At 65.6% G+C, this 19,679-nt stretch carries 19 protein-coding genes and 1 tRNA gene; 13 read left to right on the top strand and 7 right to left on the bottom strand.

What is annotated here, in order from left to right; translation table 11 throughout:
• Positions 1 to 190: 190 nt before the first annotated feature.
• From BLQ76_RS03610 to BLQ76_RS03590, 5 genes are all read left to right on the top strand, one after another.
• Positions 191 to 1,915, top strand: coding sequence for a putative bifunctional diguanylate cyclase/phosphodiesterase (locus tag BLQ76_RS03610; RefSeq protein WP_170842454.1), 1,725 nt, complete (start codon positions 191 to 193; stop codon positions 1,913 to 1,915).
• A gap of 288 nt (positions 1,916 to 2,203) precedes the next feature.
• Positions 2,204 to 3,982 (top strand): methyl-accepting chemotaxis protein, encoded by a 1,779-nt coding sequence (locus tag BLQ76_RS03605; protein ID WP_090668887.1) that lies wholly within the window; start codon positions 2,204 to 2,206, stop codon positions 3,980 to 3,982.
• 50 nt (positions 3,983 to 4,032) lie between these two features.
• Positions 4,033 to 4,305: a hypothetical protein gene (locus BLQ76_RS21610; protein ID WP_139183911.1), complete on the top strand. Its 273-nt coding sequence runs from the start codon at positions 4,033 to 4,035 to the stop codon at positions 4,303 to 4,305.
• 59 nt (positions 4,306 to 4,364) lie between these two features.
• Complete coding sequence (locus BLQ76_RS03600; protein ID WP_090668884.1) at positions 4,365 to 5,450, top strand: GGDEF domain-containing protein; 1,086 nt, start codon at positions 4,365 to 4,367, stop codon at positions 5,448 to 5,450.
• A gap of 450 nt (positions 5,451 to 5,900) precedes the next feature.
• Entirely contained in the window at positions 5,901 to 6,131 is a 231-nt protein-coding gene (locus BLQ76_RS03590) for a DUF6894 family protein (protein ID WP_090668880.1), read from the top strand.
• A 10-nt stretch (positions 6,132 to 6,141) separates the two neighbouring features.
• On the opposite strand, the gene BLQ76_RS03585 is transcribed toward BLQ76_RS03590, so the two are convergent.
• Positions 6,142 to 6,507, bottom strand: a complete 366-nt coding sequence (locus BLQ76_RS03585; RefSeq protein WP_170842453.1) for a MarR family winged helix-turn-helix transcriptional regulator — start codon at positions 6,505 to 6,507, stop codon at positions 6,142 to 6,144.
• 189 nt (positions 6,508 to 6,696) lie between these two features.
• On the opposite strand from BLQ76_RS03585, the gene BLQ76_RS03580 reads away from it, so the two are divergent.
• Together BLQ76_RS03580 and BLQ76_RS21945 are read left to right on the top strand one after the other, a co-directional pair.
• Positions 6,697 to 7,074: a helix-turn-helix domain-containing protein gene (locus BLQ76_RS03580; RefSeq protein WP_170842452.1), complete on the top strand. Its 378-nt coding sequence runs from the start codon at positions 6,697 to 6,699 to the stop codon at positions 7,072 to 7,074.
• A gap of 361 nt (positions 7,075 to 7,435) precedes the next feature.
• A complete protein-coding gene (locus tag BLQ76_RS21945; RefSeq protein ID WP_170842451.1) occupies positions 7,436 to 7,705 on the top strand; it encodes a hypothetical protein in 270 nt (89 codons plus the stop codon).
• Between the two features lie 337 nt (positions 7,706 to 8,042).
• Here the strand turns inward: BLQ76_RS21945 and BLQ76_RS03570 are convergent, their stop codons facing one another.
• The gene (locus tag BLQ76_RS03570; RefSeq protein ID WP_062018501.1) at positions 8,043 to 8,861 is read right to left on the bottom strand and encodes an outer membrane protein; all 819 of its coding nucleotides are present in this window, start codon (positions 8,859 to 8,861) and stop codon (positions 8,043 to 8,045) included.
• A gap of 948 nt (positions 8,862 to 9,809) precedes the next feature.
• Between BLQ76_RS03570 and BLQ76_RS03560 the strand changes: the two genes are divergently transcribed.
• Together BLQ76_RS03560 and BLQ76_RS03555 are read left to right on the top strand one after the other, a co-directional pair.
• Complete coding sequence (locus tag BLQ76_RS03560; protein WP_090668865.1) at positions 9,810 to 10,130, top strand: hypothetical protein; 321 nt, start codon at positions 9,810 to 9,812, stop codon at positions 10,128 to 10,130.
• A gap of 105 nt (positions 10,131 to 10,235) precedes the next feature.
• Positions 10,236 to 10,529, top strand: coding sequence for a hypothetical protein (locus BLQ76_RS03555; protein ID WP_090668862.1), 294 nt, complete (start codon positions 10,236 to 10,238; stop codon positions 10,527 to 10,529).
• Positions 10,530 to 10,556: 27 nt separating this feature from the next.
• Here the strand turns inward: BLQ76_RS03555 and BLQ76_RS03550 are convergent, their stop codons facing one another.
• Together BLQ76_RS03550 and BLQ76_RS03545 are read right to left on the bottom strand one after the other, a co-directional pair.
• Entirely contained in the window at positions 10,557 to 10,802 is a 246-nt protein-coding gene (locus BLQ76_RS03550) for a hypothetical protein (RefSeq protein ID WP_090668859.1), read from the bottom strand.
• Positions 10,803 to 10,983: 181 nt separating this feature from the next.
• Entirely contained in the window at positions 10,984 to 11,787 is an 804-nt protein-coding gene (locus BLQ76_RS03545) for a GGDEF domain-containing protein (RefSeq protein ID WP_170842450.1), read from the bottom strand.
• Between the two features lie 860 nt (positions 11,788 to 12,647).
• Between BLQ76_RS03545 and BLQ76_RS03535 the strand changes: the two genes are divergently transcribed.
• On the top strand, positions 12,648 to 13,121 hold the full coding sequence (locus BLQ76_RS03535; RefSeq protein WP_090668850.1) for a DUF892 family protein: 474 nt from the start codon (positions 12,648 to 12,650) through the stop codon (positions 13,119 to 13,121).
• 308 nt (positions 13,122 to 13,429) lie between these two features.
• On the opposite strand, the gene BLQ76_RS03530 is transcribed toward BLQ76_RS03535, so the two are convergent.
• Positions 13,430 to 13,504: transfer RNA gene (locus BLQ76_RS03530), tRNA-Thr, on the bottom strand.
• A 200-nt stretch (positions 13,505 to 13,704) separates the two neighbouring features.
• Between BLQ76_RS03530 and hglS the strand changes: the two genes are divergently transcribed.
• From hglS to amaB, 3 genes are read left to right on the top strand one after another with little or no spacing between them, the layout of a single operon-like run.
• Positions 13,705 to 15,111: a 2-oxoadipate dioxygenase/decarboxylase HglS gene (hglS, locus tag BLQ76_RS03525; RefSeq protein ID WP_090668847.1), complete on the top strand. Its 1,407-nt coding sequence runs from the start codon at positions 13,705 to 13,707 to the stop codon at positions 15,109 to 15,111.
• 12 nt (positions 15,112 to 15,123) lie between these two features.
• The gene (locus BLQ76_RS03520) at positions 15,124 to 16,404 is read left to right on the top strand and encodes an NAD(P)/FAD-dependent oxidoreductase (protein WP_090668843.1); all 1,281 of its coding nucleotides are present in this window, start codon (positions 15,124 to 15,126) and stop codon (positions 16,402 to 16,404) included.
• A 30-nt stretch (positions 16,405 to 16,434) separates the two neighbouring features.
• Entirely contained in the window at positions 16,435 to 18,000 is a 1,566-nt protein-coding gene (gene amaB, locus BLQ76_RS03515) for an L-piperidine-6-carboxylate dehydrogenase (protein WP_090668840.1), read from the top strand.
• A gap of 6 nt (positions 18,001 to 18,006) precedes the next feature.
• Here amaB and BLQ76_RS03510 read toward each other — a convergent pair whose 3' ends face one another.
• Together BLQ76_RS03510 and BLQ76_RS03505 are read right to left on the bottom strand one after the other, a co-directional pair.
• Positions 18,007 to 18,762, bottom strand: a complete 756-nt coding sequence (locus BLQ76_RS03510; protein ID WP_090668837.1) for an inositol monophosphatase family protein — start codon at positions 18,760 to 18,762, stop codon at positions 18,007 to 18,009.
• A complete protein-coding gene (locus BLQ76_RS03505) occupies positions 18,759 to 19,631 on the bottom strand; it encodes a glycerophosphodiester phosphodiesterase family protein (RefSeq protein WP_170842449.1) in 873 nt (290 codons plus the stop codon). Before BLQ76_RS03505 ends, BLQ76_RS03510 begins: the two co-directional genes overlap by 4 nt.
• Between the last annotated feature and the right edge of the window lie 48 nt (positions 19,632 to 19,679).

The raw sequence follows: 19,679 nt of genomic DNA, 5'->3' as shown, positions 1-19,679 counted from the left end.
GCTGGTCACCCAGACAGGACCAAAGGCCTTCGAAGACGTGTCGCGTTGCCGTCAACCGCGCTATGTCGTCAGCGACAAATAGCTCCCAGCCCGGACAAATAGCTCCCAGCTCGGGAGAGTATGAGACAAGCCATATAAACCGACCGGTCACGAACGCGTGCTAGCCATGGTATCGAACCGGAGGCAGACCGTGACGAACCCAGCCATCAGCGATTACATGTATCGCCTCATGGTCGAAGCCGTGACCGACTATGCGATCTACATGCTGGATCCTGACGGCATCGTTCGAAGCTGGAACGCCGGCGCTCGCCTCGCCAAGGGTTACGAAGCTCACGAGATCGTTGGCCGCAGCTTTGCTGAGTTCTACTCGGATAAAGAGCGGGCTCGTTCCATCCCTGAACTCAACCTGCAGTACGCTCGAGACCATGGTCGGTTCGCCGACGAGGGTTGGCGACTGCGCAAGGATGGAACCCAGTTCTGGGCACATGTCGTGATCGACGCGATCTACGACGAGTGTGGTAGCCTTCTCGGCTTTACGAAGATTACGCGCGACATGACCGCTCAGCGCGAGACGGAGCTTCAGCTTGCCCATCAGGCGGGGCACGATGCCCTGACAGGTCTCTTCAACCGCTCAAAGTTCCTAGAGCACCTCGAAGAGGAAGCACCTCAACTCTTCTACGGCGCACAGCTCGCGGTCCACTACATCGATCTCGACCGCTTCAAACCCGTCAACGACTCGTTCGGCCATGCCGTCGGCGATCAGGTTCTACGAACGATCGGCCAGCGCTTGAAAGCCGTTGTGCCGCCCCGAAGCATCGTCGCTCGCCTGGGCGGAGACGAGTTCGCCGTTCTTCAGTTCGGATCGCCGAGTGTCGATGAAGCGACAGAACTCAGCAACCGCATCACCGAGACGTTGCGCGAACCCATCTCCGTTCGCAACGCCATCGTCGTGGTTGGGGCGAGCGTTGGCGTGGCGCATGCACCGACGCACGGCTGCGAGGCCGCGGAACTCCTACGGAACGCCGATCTTGCTCTCTATGCCGCCAAACAGAACGGACGCGGGCGCCACGAGATCTTCGACGACAGCATGAACGCTCAAGCGCTCTCGCGCGGGGTGATGGAGCTGAAGCTGCGGCAAGCGCTGAAGCTGCATGACTTCGAGGTCCACTACCAGCCGGTGGTCGACGCTCGCACTTTGGACGTCGTCGGATACGAGGCTTTGCTGCGCTGGCAGGACCAGACCGGCAAGCCGATATCACCGGCTCACTTCATTCCGCTGGCCGAAGAACTCGGTCTCATGCCGGAGCTAGGCGCCTGGGTCCTGCGGACAGCCTGCCGCGATGCGTGCGCATGGCCCAACGATCTCGTTGTCGCCGTCAACGTGTCGGCTATGCAGCTGCGCGATCGCAGCTTTATCGAAGTCGTCAAAGCGACATTGGTGGCGACGCGATTGCCCGCGCATCGGTTGGAACTGGAAGTCACCGAGACCGCGGTCCTGTCAGATCCCAGCCTCGCCAACGAGATCTTGTCCGAACTGCGCGCTCTTGGCGTGGGCATTGCGCTCGATGACTTCGGGACAGGCTTCTCGTCGTTGCGCATGGTGAAGGAGCTGCCCCTCACCCGCATCAAGATCGATCGCAGCTTCGTCTCCGGCATCAACGACACGAAGCGATCCACCAGCGTCATTCGCTCGGTCATCACGTTATGCGAGGCGTATGGACTTTCGACCACGGCGGAAGGGGTCGAGACCGCGGAGCAGCTGATGGAACTGCAACGGCAGAACTGCGACCATCTGCAGGGCTTCCTGCTCGGGCGACCGCAGCCGGACGCGCACTGGCGAGCCGCCAGAACAGAACGAGGCACAGTTGGTATTGCCCCTGTCTCAAGAAGCGCAACAGGCACTCAGGCTGCCTGATCTTTGGAAAGGTCTGCCCTACGTCGCGATGTTAGGACGTAGAGAAGCCCGCCTACATATCAGCCGTATGTTCGCCAACTGAAACCCGCTTCGCTGAGAGGGTGGAAACGTCCGGCGCTATCGCGACGCGTAGTTCTTACAACCGGTAATTATTATCGGGCGAACTAATCGGATACGATCTGTTATGGATGGTTGAGAAGTCTAAGGGGGAGTACGTAGCGAAGGCGGTCACAGTGTCCTCAGCTACGCCATAACGCGTCCAACTCATCGCGTTCTGGATCTCCTCCCATGCGTTTCACCATCAAGGCGAAGCTGGCCCTCAGCTTCGGTGCCGTCCTCCTTTTGTCAGCCGCTGCGGGCGGGTTCGGCATTCGCAGCCTTCAGTCCACCAACGACGTCTTGAGTGACTTCGCCGCGCGGCCATTCCAACAGGTGCAGTCGGTCGAGATCATGCAGGCCGAACTGCAGGTCGCACGGCGCTCCATCCTGCGGGCGATGTTTGCGACCTCCCCCGCCGAACTGGCGCCTATCCGCCAAGGCTACGATGAGGCCTGGAGCGATATCGACCGTCAGGTGCAGCGCTACTTAGCGGCGGTGCAAAGCGCGAGCGGCAAGGCGGAGGTGGCGGACCTTACGCCTTTGCTGCAGACGACAAAGGTCATCACCGACCAAGCCTTCGAGTTGGCCGGCAAGGCCAAGGTCGTGATGGGACGTGATGTCCCGGACCAAACGCAAGTTGACGAGGGTGCCGCCAACTGGGGCGCGCAGGCGCTGGCCTTTATCAACGATCAGCAGATCCCGGCAGCGACCAAAGCCACGGATCGGTTGGCGCAGCTTCATGACCGGGCGCAGGGTCGTGCCGCCGACTTTCTTGCCGAGGCTGCTGCGACCTACAGTTGGACCCGTACGCTTCTGATCGCCCTTGTGGTGGCTGCGTTCTTGATTGGCGCGCTAACCGCGTGGTTGCTAGCCCGATCAGTCCTTCGCGGCTTGTCGGTGGTTGAGGAGAACGTTGCCCGTATTGGATCTGGAGACATCTCGCATCGCATCGTTCACGCACGCCGCGATGAGATCGGCGACCTTCTGACGAAGCTCTGCCAGATGCGCCTGCACCTGAACGAAATCGTCGGCGACGTCCGTGCATCGGCCGCTCAGGTCGCCTCGGGCTCAACGCAGTCGGCCGCTACCGCCGATCAGCTGTCATCCGGCTCCACCGAGCAGGCAGCCGCCAGCGAAGAGGCGTCGGCTGCGATCGAAGAGATGACCGCGAACGTTCGCCAGAACGCCGACAACGCGGGCCAGACTGAAACCATCGCAACGCAGGCCGCAACGAGCGCCCAGAAGACGGGCATCGCGGTGACCGCGTCCGTCGAAGCGATGCGTACGATCGCAGAGCGGATCCAGGTGATCCAGGAGATCGCCCGGCAAACCGACCTTCTTGCCCTCAATGCAGCGATCGAAGCAGCCCGTGCCGGGGTCCACGGGAAGGGATTTGCCGTCGTCGCGTCCGAGGTTCGCAAGCTTGCCGAGCGCAGCCAGGCTGCGGCCAGCGAGATTGGCCAGCTTTCGAGCCAGACGCTCCAGACCTCGGAGGAGGCAGGCCGAATGCTGGACGCGTTGGTTCCCGACATCAACCGCACGGCGGAACTTGTCTCCGAGATTTCCGCGGCCTGCCGCGAGCAGTCGGTCGGCATAGAGCAGATCAACCAGGCTATCCAGCAACTGGATCAGGTGACGCAATCCAACGCCGGGGCGGCGAACGAGATGGCGGCGACATCAGGCCAGCTATCGGAGGAGGCAACGCGGCTGAACGAGCGGGCCGGCTTCTTCACCTTGGAAGAGGCTGCCGGAGCGGCCGTCGTCTTGTCCTCGCAGTCCCGTGCCGCGATGCCTGGTGCAATGACGCCCGACCGTCCGGTTTACGCCATGCAACAACAAGCGGAGCGGTTCGCCTTGGCGCGCCGTGACGTCCGCAGCCTTTCGGCTGCCCCTCGTCCGTTTGCAGGCTGCGATCAGGGGCTTGAACTCCACTTGGCGAATGAGGGTTTTGAGCGCTTGAGCGCCTGACGCGGTGAGCTCGTCGTGTTCCTGTCCAGCGATCACTATGGAGCTCAAAGGTGGACAGTTCAGTCTCGGCTGCTCTCAGGCAGCCGATGACGGAGCTGCAGCTGGACGATCAGAAACAGCGCAAAACCTGGCGACATAACGTTTTCTTGCACGATACGATCAATGTGGTCGTTGACCGTTGGAAGGCTCGCTTCCAAGCCGATGTTCAGAACCGGAAAGCAACTGACCGGAGTTGTTTCGAGAAAGTCGCGTTCGGAGCGGTCTTTTGCTCAACGTTGATCCGCTCGAATGGAGACGAAACGGCGCAGAGTCCTGATGCCTGAAACCTTCGTTTAATGCGGTCTACGTAGTGTCCCCGTGGGCGCGGGGAGATTGTGTCGGCATGGCTGCGATTGGCATTCCGGCATATCGGGAGCTTCCCGACGACATCGTCGCGGAGTTGACGGAGCGGATGTTCCGATCCCGGATCGGCGTTCGTTGGCTGATACTCTCGACCGTTCCGATCACCCTCTACTCGATATCTCTGGAACACGGTCTGCACGCAACGGTGCTTGCGGTTCTAGTCTGGATCGCCTGTGCCATCCGCGTGGCCGTCGCAGAAGCCTACGTCAGGCGAGGCTCGCTAACGCAGTCGCGCTCGAAGCAGCTGCGTTGGCAAGCGGCCTATGCGACCGGTGGCATCAGTTTGTCCGTAGCGTTCGCGGCGCTGACGGCGGACACGATCGTTGATGGCGATCCCTGGCTCGCCGGCTGGGCGCTTGCGACATCGATTGCACTGGCCTACGGCGCGATCCCCTACGTCGCGTTGCGCCCAGGCATTGGCAGTGTCCAGGTCGCTATTCCGGCGCTCGTTTCCGCAAGCACTTTGATCGCATCCGGCACGGCCATCCATGCCTGGATGGGATTGTCGATGCTGATCGCACTGATCTCCGTCGTGCAACACGTGCGACTGCAGTATGCGGCGACTGTTCAAGCTCTCCTGGATCGACGCCGGGTCGATCTTCTCGCATCGACGGACGTGCTCACAGGACTGTCGAACCGACGACACCTTGAGGACGTGGTTCGACAGTCCATCGCGGAAGCGTTCCCCAATCTACACTGGCTGGGAATTGATCTGGATCGGTTCAAGACGGTCAACGATACGCTCGGCCACGCAGCGGGCGACACGGTGCTGCGGACGGTTGCCGAGCGGATCCAACGTGTTGCCGGGTCGGACGCTTTTGTGTCCCGTGTTGGCGGCGACGAGTTCGTGGTGCTTCTGATTGGGGATCGCGCGCATGCCCGTCGGGTCGCTGAACAGATCGCCCTATCCGTAGTCGAACCCATCACGGTTCCGAGGGGTATAGCTCGCATCGGGGCAAGCGTTGGTACGACCGCTATCTGTGCGACCGATACGATCGACGAGATCGCAAGGCGGGCGGATGAGCGCATGTACGCCCGAAAGGCTCGGTCGAAGCTTGCGGCTTAGTAGCACCGGTCCGGCAAGGACCCGGCGCACAGCCTCATGCGACATTTCTCAGCCGCCCAATGATAAGGCTGGCAACGCATCTCCGAGCACTGGATTAGTCACACGGGACCGCGCAGGCTGCGTGGTGAGGAGACAACCCATGCAGACCGCCGAACTGACTGACGCGGAGCTACGGGCGGTCCGGGAGGCCGGGGCCAAGCTTGGAGCAGATCTCGTCTCGCACGCTGGCCAGTGTCCGTTCACACCACGGGACGAGCAGCGTCACCGAGCCTGGATGGATGGCTTCAGCGAAGGGCGCAAAAGCGTGGAGCCTCTAGCCCTACGGGACTAATTCTATCGAACTCCGTTCGGGTGCGCCGGAATGGTCAACCAGACCGCAGGCGTCCCGGGCTCTTGTAGCGTCGAGCGCGTTCGCATGTGTCGACCTGGTCTCACAACAAAGGTCCGCCGATGCGTTGCTACCTGCATATCCTCGATGGCGGGGACATCATTCGCGATCCCACCGGGGCCGAGTTCGTCTCGTTGGAAGCCGTCATGACAGAAGCCATCCAATCCGTTCGCGATCTCCTGGCGGAGGCCGTGCGGAAGGGGGAGCCACTCGACGGACGCATCATGCTGGTCGAGGACGAAACCGGACACATTCTGTTTCGCCTGCCGTTCCGCGACGGGATCGTGTGGTAGCCTCGAGCAGTCAGACCCGAACACGGCTCAGCTTCTGGCTCACCGCCTGGTCAAGGTTCAGCAATAGGCTCAAGACGGCAGCGTTCTCGACCTTCAGCAGCAGCTCGGCATTCAAAGCACTCCGAATGTCTTGCGCCTTCGCTCGGATCTCGATCCCCTTCGGCAGAATGCGCACCGTCGACTTGCGCGCGTCAGACGCATGAGCCTCGCGCCCAACGAAGCCGTCACGCTCCAGATTCCCCAGCATCTTCGATATGGTGGACGGGCGAACCGAGACGACAAAGGCTAACTGACCAACCGAGATGGTCCCGCCTTGCGGTAGAGCGAGAAGAACGTCGTCCTGCCCGACCCGAAGCCCGATCTCGGCTAGCTTCAAGCCGTGCAACGCTCGCAAGCTCCGCATGATGGACAAGAGCGGCGCCAGCAGTTCGTCCGCTGCAGGGTCCGGAACGATCGGGTCTATCGGCATCCGGCACAGAGCTGGCGTTTAGAAGAGGCCGTAAGCTGGCCGAACTAAAGGTTGGCCACCTAACAGTAGAGGTGTTTCCGCTGGAGCGCCATCGAATTGTCCGATCCAGACTCGATCGACCAACGCCTTGGGCGCACCTTGCGCAAGTGGCGAAGCGAGCGCGGCCTGTCGATGGCGCAACTCGGCCATGCGGTTGGTGTGAGTTACCAGCAGATCCAGAAGTACGAGGTGGGCGACAGCCGCATGAGCGCTGCCACGCTCTACCGGCTCGCAAGAGTCCTGGATGTTCCGCTGATCGTCTTCTTCCAGGACGCTGACAGCGGGCGTGCCACTGAGGCTTTGATCGACGACGAGATCATGCGGCTCATGTCAGCCATCGAGCGCATACCGGACACGGACGTTCGGTTATCGCTGCGAAGGCTTCTGGCTTGTTTGGGAGATGGAGACGGTTGGAGTCCGAACAGCCGACCTTGAGCCCGGCCGAGCGCTAATTCCGTAGTCCCGGCCGGGCCTGCCTTTGGCGTACCGGAAAGTCAGACACCGACACCGCGCTCATGCCAGTCCGGTCGTGACCACTCAATGCAATGAAACGACGCGAGAGGCTAGCTAGAGCAGTGTCCGTTCACCTGTCGGGGTGCCCGCTTATGGGAGGTCGTTCTTTAACCGCAAACGTTTGGGAAGGGTCGATAGCGGATGGACTGCGTTCGGATCCCGGTCACCCGTCACCGATCAGCAGAGCCTGGGACATAACCGCGCCCTGTCGTGGGACGTCTTGCTCGTATCGCGGACCCGTCGTTGAACCTGTCCAAGACGGGAATGGGACGGGAAGCCTGCTATGCTGCAACGGACGGAGTACGAGGTGGATCCGCAGACGGAGCCCTGCGCCGATGTGCTGGTCGTGCGGCCAGCGGGGGAACCGCACGCACTCGTCTACATACCGCCGATCAAGGGCTCGGTTCCGACTGTCGAAGTCTATGCCGAGGCCGAGAGCCGGGCGGCGCGCCTTTGCGAGACGGAGGGCCTGCTGACCTACCGGGTCAGCGACGATCATTCCGGTGATTGGATGCGGGGACTGGTGGCTCGATCGGCTCCGCCCGAAGCCTGACGCCGATCCCGCCGTCGGCATTGGCTTGCTGGAACTGGACGCCGGCGGTTTCGAACGTAGTCCGCAGCGTGCCTAGCGCGGCTGCTGACAAGGCGGGGCGGTCGCGCTCGAGGTCCCGAAGTGCGCCGTTCGCAATCCCCGATCGGACGGACAAACGCTTCAGCGTCCAGTCGAGGAGGGCGCGGGCGGCACGGCAATGGGCGGGTGTAATCGCGTCCGTCATGTAGCGGGGGTTGCTTGCATCATAGAAAAGCCCGCCACGGATGACCGGGCGGGCTTCTGAGTCGTTGAGGATCGGGGTCGGACAGGAGACCGAACCGGCCTCGCCCGACGCTCGTCAGTTGAAGCGGTAGGACAGCTTCGCCGTGACGGTGTGGAAGTCGAAGTCGCCGTTCGAGCGGAAGTCCGTGAACTGGCCCGGCACCACGGCCGTGCCCGAACCATCGAAGGGGCCGCCGTTCAGGCGCGTGGACGAGTCGCTGTCGCCCAGGTTGGTGTAGAGGTACTCGGCGCCGAACGAGATGTTCTGCGTGACCTTCACCTCCATGCCGCCGCCGACCGAGTAACCGAAGTCGTCCGAGTCCGAGTTCACGGCAGCCGGGAAGGCCGCCGTGATCGCCGGGCTGTTGGACGTGAAGCGGTAGTCGCTTTCGCCGTAAGCAAAGCCGCCGGTGGCATAGGCCAGGGCCATATCGGTCACGAGGTAACCGGCGCGCAGGCGACCGGTCACAAGGTAATCGAGGCTGCGCTCGGCCGTGTAGAAGGCCGGGGTGTTGGAGAAGGCGCTGGAGCGCTGCGCGATGTCGAGGGCGTTGATGTCGACCAGGGCACCGACCACGAAGCGGTTGATCTGGTAGTCGTAGCCGATGTGGGCGCCGCCGATGAAACTCGAGTCGAACTCGGAGGAGAAGCTGTTGCCGAAGGCGTTGGTCAGGAACGTTGCGCCGGCACCCGTGAAGTTCGGGACGATCGACAGGTTGTCGCCGTTGTCCGGGTTGAAGGCGCCGCCGCCTTGCACACCGAGGTAGAGGCCGGTCCAGTTGGACACCGGAGCCATGACCATCGGAGCAGCGGGCTCTTCATAGACGACGTCGGCAGCCAGGGCCGGTGCCGCGAAGGCAGCCGTTGCGGTCAGGGCGAGGAGAAGACGCTTCATGGCGGGCGGGATCCTGATGGGTCCACCCGGAGCGGGCGAACTGCTTGTGTCGGGATACTAAGTCGGATCCAGACCCCTACCCGCAAGGGAGCGCCTGACGCTTGCGCCACAGGTGTGGCTCAGATGGTACGGCACCAGACGGCCAATCCCGATGCCGAGCCGTTGCCTAACCGTACCTCGCTGCGTGGTGCGTGAGGCAGGTCTCGCGATGACCTGCGCTCTCACGGTTAGGTTATCCGTGGTGCGGAGATGCCAAAAGGTCGGCGCCTCCTCCCAGACGACGCTGGCACCCCGACGATATGATCAGTCCAGACGGTTCGACCGCTGCGCCGCAACCGCCACGCACGCCGCGCAGATCGAAGCGGTGAACCCGCCCGCGATGCAAAGATCGACGGTCATCGGCGCAGCCTCCAAGCACACATCGCACACGATCGATCGGCCGGGTGCTGCAACCTCGCGAACGATCAGTCGCTCCCGTAGTGGTGCGTCGGCCGTTGCCTGTTCCATGGCGGGGAAACTAGTCGCTTCCGATCCAATCGCCAATGCGACGATCGGATCATTCAGGCTTCATGGACCACCATCGTGGTCGGGGAGTGCAGGCGGCCTCTTGCCTTGCCCGCTTGTGTCCTGACGGCATGCGGGCCGTCGACGCCCCCTTGGGCATCGACGGCTTCTTCGATCAGGACCGGCTGCGGGTCAGTTCCCGAACGCCTTCGTCAGCGCAGCGACCGCCATGTCCGTCGCCTCTTACCAAATCGATGGACCACCGATCTCTTTGGGACCCGAACTCTGCGGCGAACGCTTGCGTCAGGCAGTCCAGCACACCCTTCGTGGCCGAGGCGTCTGCCACGATCTACGCGTTGCCCGTACCCAAACCGGGTCGTGGCTATCGTCAGCCCGGGGACATGCCAGCATGATGAATAGGCGTCCAGCCGGAGGCCTGATCCCATGACGAACCGCTATATGCCCAACGAAGCAACCTGCCCGGTCGATCTAGAGCTTCTCGGCTTGTTGCTGCGCTCGCCCGAAGCACGTGTCGCCGAGATCGTGGGCGCGCAGGAGCCGTCCCAGAGAGCCGCCTTGGCGGTGTTCTGCTTCGGGCGTGCCCATATGCGGGACTTGGCGGTCCAGATCGCCCGCCGGTGCAGATTTGAGACGTTGCGCCAACACGACGGACTGATCGGCGAGTTGCTGATCGAGCACCTTCACGCCGAGCCCGTGAAGTCGCGTGGCGCTCGCCGATCGGTCACGCTTGCCCGCGCTGCCTGACAAGCTCACCGCTCGTTCTTCAAGCGCAGCCGCCTAACGTCCTATCCCGAAACAGGCTGCTCCAGTCCCGCGTTGTCCCAGTCAACCGACAACAGGAGAAGGTCGATGGACCGTCCCAGCGAGCAAACGATCCTGGTCTGGGGGCACCGCACCGAGCGGCCCAGCGCCACGGTCTGGAACATCGGTCCCTCGCATGCCGAACAGACCGCCGCGGTCTGGCCGTCGCTCCGCCATGCCATCAACTACGCGATCGGCATGCAGCCCGACCGGGAGGCCATGGGACTTCACCCGTGGATCCGAACGCCGCAAGGCCATGTGTATTCGCCAGCAACGGTCGCCTTGATGGCGACCGTCATGTTCGAGGCGGACAACCCAGAGCACAGACGTGCGGCAGCTTGACCGCAGCGGTCGATCGGCCGCCTTCGTCTACCCTCGTCCTTGCAGCTTGATAACGGTCCCGGCACGTGCCGTGAGTGCAGCGTCGTTGGCTGGGCGTCCTGCTGGGCTCTCACCCCAAACGGCCCAGGTTTGCGCTACCTCCTCCAGCGCGGCGGCCATGTCCTGCAGCCGTTGCGGGGTCAGTCGCTGGCCGAGGTGTTCGCTGGGTGCGCGAGCGGCCAAGCGCAGATCCAGCGCCATCAGCAGCAGGTCGGTGCGTTTGTGGTGATCCATCGTCGGCTTCCCATGTCTGTCGGGCACAACGGGCTTGAAGCACGGGAGGCTCCCGATGGCGTCAGTTCCTTTGTTGGATGGCGTCCGTCTTGGCTGTGGATCTCGCGTTGAGGGAATGATGCGGTAAGGGCGCGCCGACGTCCCGCCCTAATCGTTGCTCGTAGCGCTCCGTAAGATCGGTCTAGCCGATGATCTCGCCCGATCTTCCACCTTGCAGGACGGGAAGCATCACGACGTTCCCCTCGATCTCCAGATCGGCACTCACGCTTCTGTCGCGCCCTTCCTGTTTGGCGCGATACAGAGCCTGATCGGCCCGCGCGTAGGATGCCATGGTGTCGCCGTCGCCCATCTTCGTCAAACCGATGCTGGCGGTGATCGCCAGGCCAGCCGGAAGTTGCGCTCCGCCGATCGATGCCAACCCTGCCCGCAGGCCGTCGGCCGTCTTCCAGGCCTCGAAGGGGTTCAATCCACCAAGCGCGATCGCGAACTCCTCACCGCCGACCCGTCCGACGAAGTGAGGAGGCGACAGGCCATCGCGCAAGGATCGTCCAACCTCTGCGATCACGTAGTCGCCGACGAGATGGCCATGGGTGTCGTTGATGCGCTTGAAGTGGTCGATGTCGACGACGCCAAGCGTCATGTCGCCGCCCGCCGCCCGAACGCGATCGAGCTGGGCAAAGAAGCCACGCCGGTTGAGGAGACCGGTCTGGATGTCGGTGAGGGCCAGAGCCTCGAACCGCTCTTTCAGCTCGTACAGGCGCAGGTTCGCCCGAGCCAGCAGCCCGAGGAACAGGAGCGCCATGACGGCAGCAATCAGCGTTGTTTGGACAAAGGACGGCCAGAGGCGGTCGGGCTGCGTGTAGAGGTTGACGAGGGCGTCCACGCCGTCGGTGACCGCGACGATGCCGAGCGTGGCGACCAGGACCTTGATCCGCATCTCGCGTTGGCTGCGAATGGCGGCGATGGAAGCAACACTAATAGGCATGGCGGCGGATCCTGGATGTGGGTCAGATGCTACGCGCCTGCCGTTGCCGCTTGCTGAACACGACCAGCGAGTTAGCGGTAGCCAGACGTCAGGAACGCCAAGCTTTTGAGCGCATGATCCGATCCGGTAGTTTGATCCCCATCGCATTGGAGGCAGCATGGCATTTGCAAAGCTCACGCGTGATGACGGAAAGACGCCCCTAGACGCCCCTAGACGCCCCTGTACGTGAACCCCCAGCAGGTCGTTTACGTCTCCCTGTCGCGGGGCAAGACCGTCATCGGCCTCACCGGCGCTCTCGGCGAAGGTCTGGGGCGGGTCTTCTCCGTGCTGGAGACGCCGGAGGAAGTCATGCAACGGATCGACACACACCCTCGACCCCTAGGGTTTCCAGACGGAGATGATCGATGACCCCGACCGACCGGTGCCCTGTGACCGATGAGGCCGCGACGACGCAAACCGGCATCGGCGACTTCATCGAGGTCGAATGTCCGACCTTGCGGTACATTCCGCGTTGCGCAGTCAGCCCTGGCACAACTCTGCGACATGCCGGAGGGGCTCAGCCTCGACGCCTTGTCCAAGGCCAAGAAGCGAGCCGAGATCAACGAGGACGAGGTTCCCGTCATCAAAACCTACGATCTGGTGATGAGCTGATCGTGGTCGACTTCTCGAAACTCCGACCTGGGAGCGAAGCAAGCTTCGTTTAGGCCCGACCCCAATCAGTTGAGACGCTAGGACCCACGTTTGCAGGCCCTTTCTCAGCGTGCGTCGGATCGTCCCCGAATGCGCAGGAACGACTGTCCAGTTGGGTCCTTGCCTCCTCATGACCCGCCGATTGCGGGTACCGCAAGAGGAGTAGCACCATGGCAGACGACGCCATCAAGGATCTCGTGTCGCAGGGACTCGCCGCTGCCAAGTCGGGCAGCCAAGTCGCCGCAAAGGCGACGGCCGAGATCCAGAACGACGCCAAGCACCCTGATCTGAAGGCCGCTTTGCAGCAGGGCAACGAGACGTCCAAACAGTGGTCGCAACGGATCGACCAAGCCGTTCAGGAAGTGGGCGGCGTTCCAGCGATCGAAAACCAGATCCTCCAGGCCCACTACGACGTGAGCAAAAAGATCCGCCAAGATGCCAAGGACGACCAGTCCCGCGATCTCGGCATCATCGCAGCCGGCCAGCTCGCGCTGCATTATTGGATCGCCAGCTTCGGCACGCTGCAGAGCTATGCAGCCAAGGTCGGGATGACCCAAACCGCTGACAACATGCGCAAGTCGGTCGAAGAAGCCAAGCAAGCCGACGAGCAACATACGCAGTTGGCTCGATCGATCATGGGCTGATTGCGCTCCATGCGCCGCGTTTAAGGTCACGACTGACATGCCGCCCGTGCCCTTTCGCGCGGGCGGCCCTTTCTGCATCTAGGCAGCACCGAGCCCAACCCAAGCAGCACGAAAAATATCGCAGAGGGTTGTGCGAGCAGCCGTTTTAGCGTTCGGGACGTCCCCTCCCCGTCCCGACTTACGGATCCGACAGGACAAATTGCCGGCATACAGGGTAAAAATCGTGCTGCCCGCGTGCTGCCCACAACGAGAAGGTCAGCCGCCTCAGCGGAGGCGACTCATCAACGCACTGTAATCATTAGGAAAAATGGTGCTGCGAGAGAGGATTGAACTCTCGACCTCTCCATTACCAATGGAGTGCTCTACCACTGAGCTACCGCAGCCGGGGTGGGCGGCTCTATGGCATGGCGCGGCCGCAAGCGCAACCCGGTCCGGGTGCGGGAGCGGGTCGGAACCGCCTGCGGGCGGCAGGCGTCCCGTCGCCACGATCGGGATTTTCGCAGCCGCTCGGCTTGGCGCGCGGGCGAAGCCGGGCCAAAATGGCGCCTCCAAGAAGAGCCGACAGGCCAGGAGAAGCTCCGCCATGCAACCCGTCTTCGCCAGCCCCGACGAGATCCGCGCCCGCTTCTCGCAGGCCATGTCGGAGATGTATCGCGCCGAGGTGCCCCAGTACGGGACGCTCATGGAACTGGTCGCCGAGGTCAACGCCGAGACGCTCGAGGCGCATCCGGAGCTGGCGGAGAGTCTCGCGCGCGCCGGCGAGATCGAACGCCTGTCGGACGAGCGTCACGGGGCCATCCGGCTCGGCACGCCCGAGGAGCTCGCCACGATCGGGCGGCTCTTTGCGGTGATGGGCATGGAGCCGGTCGGCTACTACGACCTGTCGGTCGCCGGCATCCCGGTTCACTCGACGGCCTTTCGGCCGGTGGGTGACGAGGCGCTGGCGCGCAATCCGTTTCGCGTCTTCACCTCGCTGCTGCGGCTCGACCTCGTCGCCGACGAGGCGCTGCGCGCGGAAGCGGCCGCGATCCTATCGCGCCGCCGCATCTTCACGCCGGGGGCGATCGAGCTGATCGAGCGCTACGAGGCACGCGGCGGACTGACGCGCGAGGAGGGCGAGCGCTTCGTGTCCGAGGCGCTGGAAACCTTTCGCTGGCATTCCGAGGCGACCGTCGACCGCGCGACCTACGAGCGTCTGGCCAAGGCGCACCGTCTGGTGGCGGACGTCGTGTGCTTCCGGGGCCCCCATATCAACCACCTGACGCCGCGCACGCTCGACATCGAGGCCGTGCAACGGCGGATGCCCGCGCGCGGCATCGACCCCAAGGCGGTGATCGAGGGTCCGCCCGAGCGCCGTGCTCCGATCCTGCTGCGCCAGACGAGCTTCAAGGCGCTCGAGGAGCCGATCCTGTTCCGGGGCGAGACCGGCGCCGAGGCCGGTCGCCACACGGCGCGCTTCGGCGAGATCGAGCAGCGCGGCGCCGCGCTGACGCCCAAGGGCCGCGCGCTCTACGACGCGCTGCTGTCGGACACGCGCGGCGAGGTGCAGGTGGGCGCCGGCGGCGCGGGCGCGGCCAGCTATGCCGACGATCTGGCCACCCGCTTCCGTGCCTTCCCGGACGATCTCGCCGCCCTGCGGCGCGAGGGCCTGGCCTTCTTCCGCTACGCGCCGACGCCGCAGGGTCTGGCGGCGGCGCGGCGCGGCGAGACGGCGGGCGACATGGATGCCCTGGTGGAAGCGGGTCACGCCAGCTGCGACCCGCTCGTCTACGAGGACTTCCTGCCGGTCTCGGCAGCCGGCATCTTCCAATCGAATCTGGGAACGGACCGCCAGTCGAACGACGCTTCGAGCGGCGACCGAGAGACCTTCGAAGCGGCGCTCGGTCGCCCGGTTGCCGACGAGACCGCGCTTTACGCCGAGGCCGAGCGGCGCTCCGTCGCGGACACGATGGCGGCGCTCGGCCCCCATGCAGCACGCGCCGTCGCCTGACGGCTCGTTCCGGTGCTGAACGATCCGCGTTCGCATGGGCTCTGGGCGCGCACGGCCCCGCCGGCACCGGCCACCTCTCCGCTGGAGGGGGCCCGCACCGTCGACGTCGCGGTGATCGGAGCCGGCTTCACCGGCCTCTCCGCCGCGCTTCATCTGGCGGAAGGCGGGGCGCGGGTCGCGGTGGTGGAGGCGGCCGAGATCGGCTTCGGCGGGTCGGGTCGCAATGTCGGCCTCGTCAACGCCGGGCTGTGGGTCATGCCGGACGAGGTGCCGCGCACGCTCGGCCCGGTTCACGGCGAGCGCGTGCTGCAGGTGTTGAGCGATGCGCCCCGCGCCGTGTTCGACCTCGTGGAGCGTCATGCCATGGCCTGCGAGCCGGTGCGGGCCGGCACGCTGCATCTGGCGGTCGGCCCGGCGGGAGCCGAGGAGATCAACGAGCGCGCGCGGCAATGGCAGGCCCGCGGGGCCGCCGTCGAGGTCCTGGACGCCGCCGAAACGGCGCGGCGCACGGGAACGGGCACTTATGGGGCCGCGCTTCTCGACCATCGCGCGGGAACGATCCAGCCGCTCGGCTATGTTCGAGGTCTGGCGCGTGCGGCGATCGCAGCGGGGGCCGAGGTCTTCACCAGTAGCCCCGTCACGGCCTGCGAGAGCGAGGGCGCGCGCTGGCGCGTGAGCACGGCGGCCGGTTCGGTGCTCGCGGACTGGGTCGTGGTGGCGACCAACGCCTATACGAGCGCGCCCTTTCCCCAGATCGCCGGCGAGCTGGTACGCCTGCCCTACTTCAACATCGCCACCCGGCCGCTTTCCTCCAACCTCGCGCGCTCGATTCTGCCGGGGCGCGAGGGCTGCTGGGATACCAAGGAGGTCCTGTCCTCGTTTCGGCTCGACCAGGCGGGGCGGCTCGTGATCGGCAGCGTCGGCGCCCTGCGGGGCACCGGCACGACGATCCACCGGCGCTGGGCGCGGCAGACGCTCCGGCGCCTGTTTCCGCAGCTGGGAGATGTCGCCTTCGAGGCCGAGTGGTACGGGCGGATCGGCATGACGACGGATGCCGTGCCGCGTTTTCACCGCCTGGCGCCGCGCATCCTGTCCTTCAGCGGCTACAACGGGCGCGGCATCGCGCCGGGCACCGTGTTCGGTCGGTCGCTCGCCGGGCACATCCTCGGCCGCGTCGCGGAGGCCGACATGCCCCTGCCCCTCACCCCGGTTCGGACCCAGGGGCTTCGCGCGGCGCGCGAAGCCTATTACGAGGTGGGAAGCCAGATCGCGCACCTGTCGTCGCGCGTCTGACGCCCATGACCGAGACGCCAGGAGTGCCCGATGAACGTTCATAACCACAGCCAGCCCGCGGCCGGAAGCACCCTTCGCGACGAGGTCCGGAGCCTTGTCGTCGGGCTCGGCGTGCCGTCCGGGCGTCTGGACGGTGGCGGGCACGCGGCACGCTCGCCCATCACCGGCGAGACGCTGGCGGAGCTCGCGCTCGCCTCGGCCGACGAGACGAACGCGGCCGTCGGCCGCGCGGCGGCCGCGTTTCGCGAGTGGCGCCTCGTGCCCGCCCCGCAGCGCGGCGAGCTGGTACGGCTCCTCGGGCAGGAGCTTCGCGAGCACAAGACGCAGCTCGGCCGCCTCGTCTCCGTCGAGGCCGGCAAGATCGTCTCGGAAGGGCTGGGCGAGGTCCAGGAGATGATCGACATCTGCGACTTCGCGGTCGGCCTGTCGCGCCAGCTCTACGGGCTCACGATCGCGACCGAGCGGCCCGAGCACCGCATGATGGAGACCTGGCACCCGCTGGGCGTCGTCGCCATCGTCTCGGCCTTCAACTTTCCCGTGGCGGTCTGGTCGTGGAACGCGGCGCTGGCGCTGGTTTGCGGCAACGCTTGCGTCTGGAAGCCGTCCGAGAAGACGCCGCTCACCGCGCTCGCCACGCAAGGCCTCTTCGAGCGGGCGCTCGCCCGCTATCGCGAGAACGGCGGCCGGGCGCCGGACGGCCTGTCGGAGCTCGTGATCGGCGGGCGCGAGGCGGGCGAGGCGTTGGTGGACGACCGGCGCGTCGCGCTGGTCTCGGCGACCGGCTCGACGCGCATGGGCCGCGAGGTCGGCCCGCGCGTGGCCGCGCGCTTCGGACGCTCGCTCCTGGAGCTCGGCGGCAACAACGCCGCGATCGTCGCGCCCACGGCCGATCTCGACCTGACGCTGCGAGGCGTGGCGTTCGCCGCCATGGGCACCGCCGGCCAGCGCTGCACGACGCTGCGCCGCCTCTTCGTGCACGAGAGCGTCTACGACAGGCTCGTGCCGCGCCTCGTCGGTGCCTACGGCTCGGTCGCGATCGGCAACCCGTTGACGGAGGGCACGCTGGTCGGCCCCTTGATCGACGAGGCGGCCTTCGAGGCGATGGACCGGGCGCTGGAGGCGGCCAAGGCGGCCGGCGGCCGGGTGCTGGCGGGGGGCGAGCGCGTTGCCGTCGAGGGCTGCGAGAACGGCGTCTACGTGCGGCCCGCGCTGGTCGAGATGCCCGAGCCGTCGGGCCTGGTGCGCGAGGAGACCTTCGCGCCGATCCTCTACGTCCTGCGCTACAGCGACCTCGATGAGGCGATCGCGTTGCAGAACGACGTGCCGCAGGGCCTGTCGTCCTCGATCTTCACCAACGACCTGCGCGAGGCCGAGACCTTCCTGTCCGTGCGCGGCTCGGACTGCGGCATCGCCAACGTCAACATCGGGCCGTCGGGCGCCGAGATCGGCGGAGCCTTCGGCGGCGAGAAGGAGACCGGGGGCGGGCGCGAAAGCGGGTCGGACGCGTGGCGCGCCTACATGCGGCGCGCCACCAACACCGTCAACTACGGCCGCACCCTGCCGCTGGCGCAGGGCGTGACGTTCGACGTCGGCTAGGCCGGTCTACCCGAGCGCGGCGAGAAGCGCGGGCGTTCCGGCGCGGATGGCGTAAGCGCCGTCCGCATGACGCTCGATCTCGACATGGAGGCCCGCCTCGCGGCAGACCGCCGCTCCCCCTGCGATGTCCCACATCGTGGTGACGGGCTGGATATGGCCCTCGATCCGGCCGAGCGCCGAGAACAGGAGGCCGATCGAGGTCGAGTGGAAGCTTTCAGCGATCCAGCGCCGTTCGCGCAGCCGCCGCTGGATCGCCAGCGATGCCTCCAGGTCCTCGCCGAGGCTCTCGCCCATCGACATGAGCTGGAGATCGGCGGGCGGCACCGGGCGCCGGAACGGCTCGCCGTTCAGGAGGACGCCCGCGCCCTCCGCAGCCGCCAGTCCCTCGCCCAGCACCGGCGCCCGGATCGCGCCGGCCACCGGCCGGTCGTCCACCACGAAGCCGAGCGACACGCCCCAGAGCGGCGAGCCGGCCAGGAAGTTCGAGGTGCCGTCGATCGGATCGACGATCCAGTAGCGGCTCGCGATCTCGCCGCCCTCCTCCTCGCCCACCACGGTCTCGCCCGGGCAGAGCTCGGCTAGGCGCTCGCGCACCATGAGTTCGATCTGCCGGTCGGCGGTGGACACGAAGTCCTGCGGGCCCTTGGCGTCGACGATCAGCTCGCCGCGTCGCCGGAACAGGGCCAGCGCTTCCGCCGCCGCCTCGTCCACCACGCGCCGCGCGACCTCGCGGCGATGCGTCATCTCGGGTGAGGCGGTCATGCGCGGCGTCCGATCTCGCGAAGGAACCGGGCGAGCTCGGCGCCCCGGTCGGTCTGGATCGCGCCCGCGCCCCAGTCCACGAGCCGTCCCCAGACGGCTTGCGGGTCCGCGAGCGCACGGCTGTCGTTGAAGTCGGGAATGTGGGAGCAGTCGATCGTGTTCACCCAGAGTCTGATGCCGGACGAGGCCAGTGCCTCGCGGCCGTCCGCCAGAATCGCCGCCGCTTCCGGATGACACTCGATCATGAGCGGCGAGAGTTGCGCAAGCGCCTCGACGCCGCCCTCCATATGCCCGGCGGCCACGTCCAGGATCGGCATGAACGGCAGCGGGCCGTGGGCGGGGTGGTCGGCGGGAAGCCGGGCGGCCTCCTCCGGCTTCACCTCGCACTTCACCACCACCTCGCCCGCCATCCCCATGTCGGCGACGAGCGGGGCGATTCGCCTGAGCTCGGACGGCCTTTTGGTATCGAGGTTGACGAGGATGCGGCCGCGCGCCTCTTCCAGAAGAGCGGCCAGGGTCGGCAGCCGCTCGTTGGTCAAGGCGGTGCCCGGACCGCCCTCGCCCTCGCGCAGGCGCAGCGCGCAAAGCTCCGTGGACGTGCGGTCCGAGACGGGCCCCGCGCCTTCCGTTGTGCGCTCCAGCGTCTTGTCGTGGATCACCACCGGCACGCCGTCGCGGGCGAGGCGCACGTCGATCTCCACCATGTCGAACCCCAGCTCGATCGCGCCGCGCACGGCTTCGAGCGAGTTCTCCGGTGCCCGGGCCCAGTCGCCGCGATGGGCGATGATGAGGACGTCGCGGTTGCCGGGCGAAAGCGCACGCTCCAGCGGCGTGAGGTCGGCGGCCGGTCGGGCGGCGACTAGGGACATGGAAAGGAACCTTCGCGTGCGCGGGCCGAACAGGCAGCCGCCGATGAC

Source organism: Aureimonas jatrophae, assembly GCF_900104035.1.
Classification (GTDB): domain Bacteria; phylum Pseudomonadota; class Alphaproteobacteria; order Rhizobiales; family Rhizobiaceae; genus Aureimonas; species Aureimonas jatrophae.
Note: the sequence above shows the minus strand (reverse complement) of the source record. Positions and strands in the feature narration are given on the sequence as shown.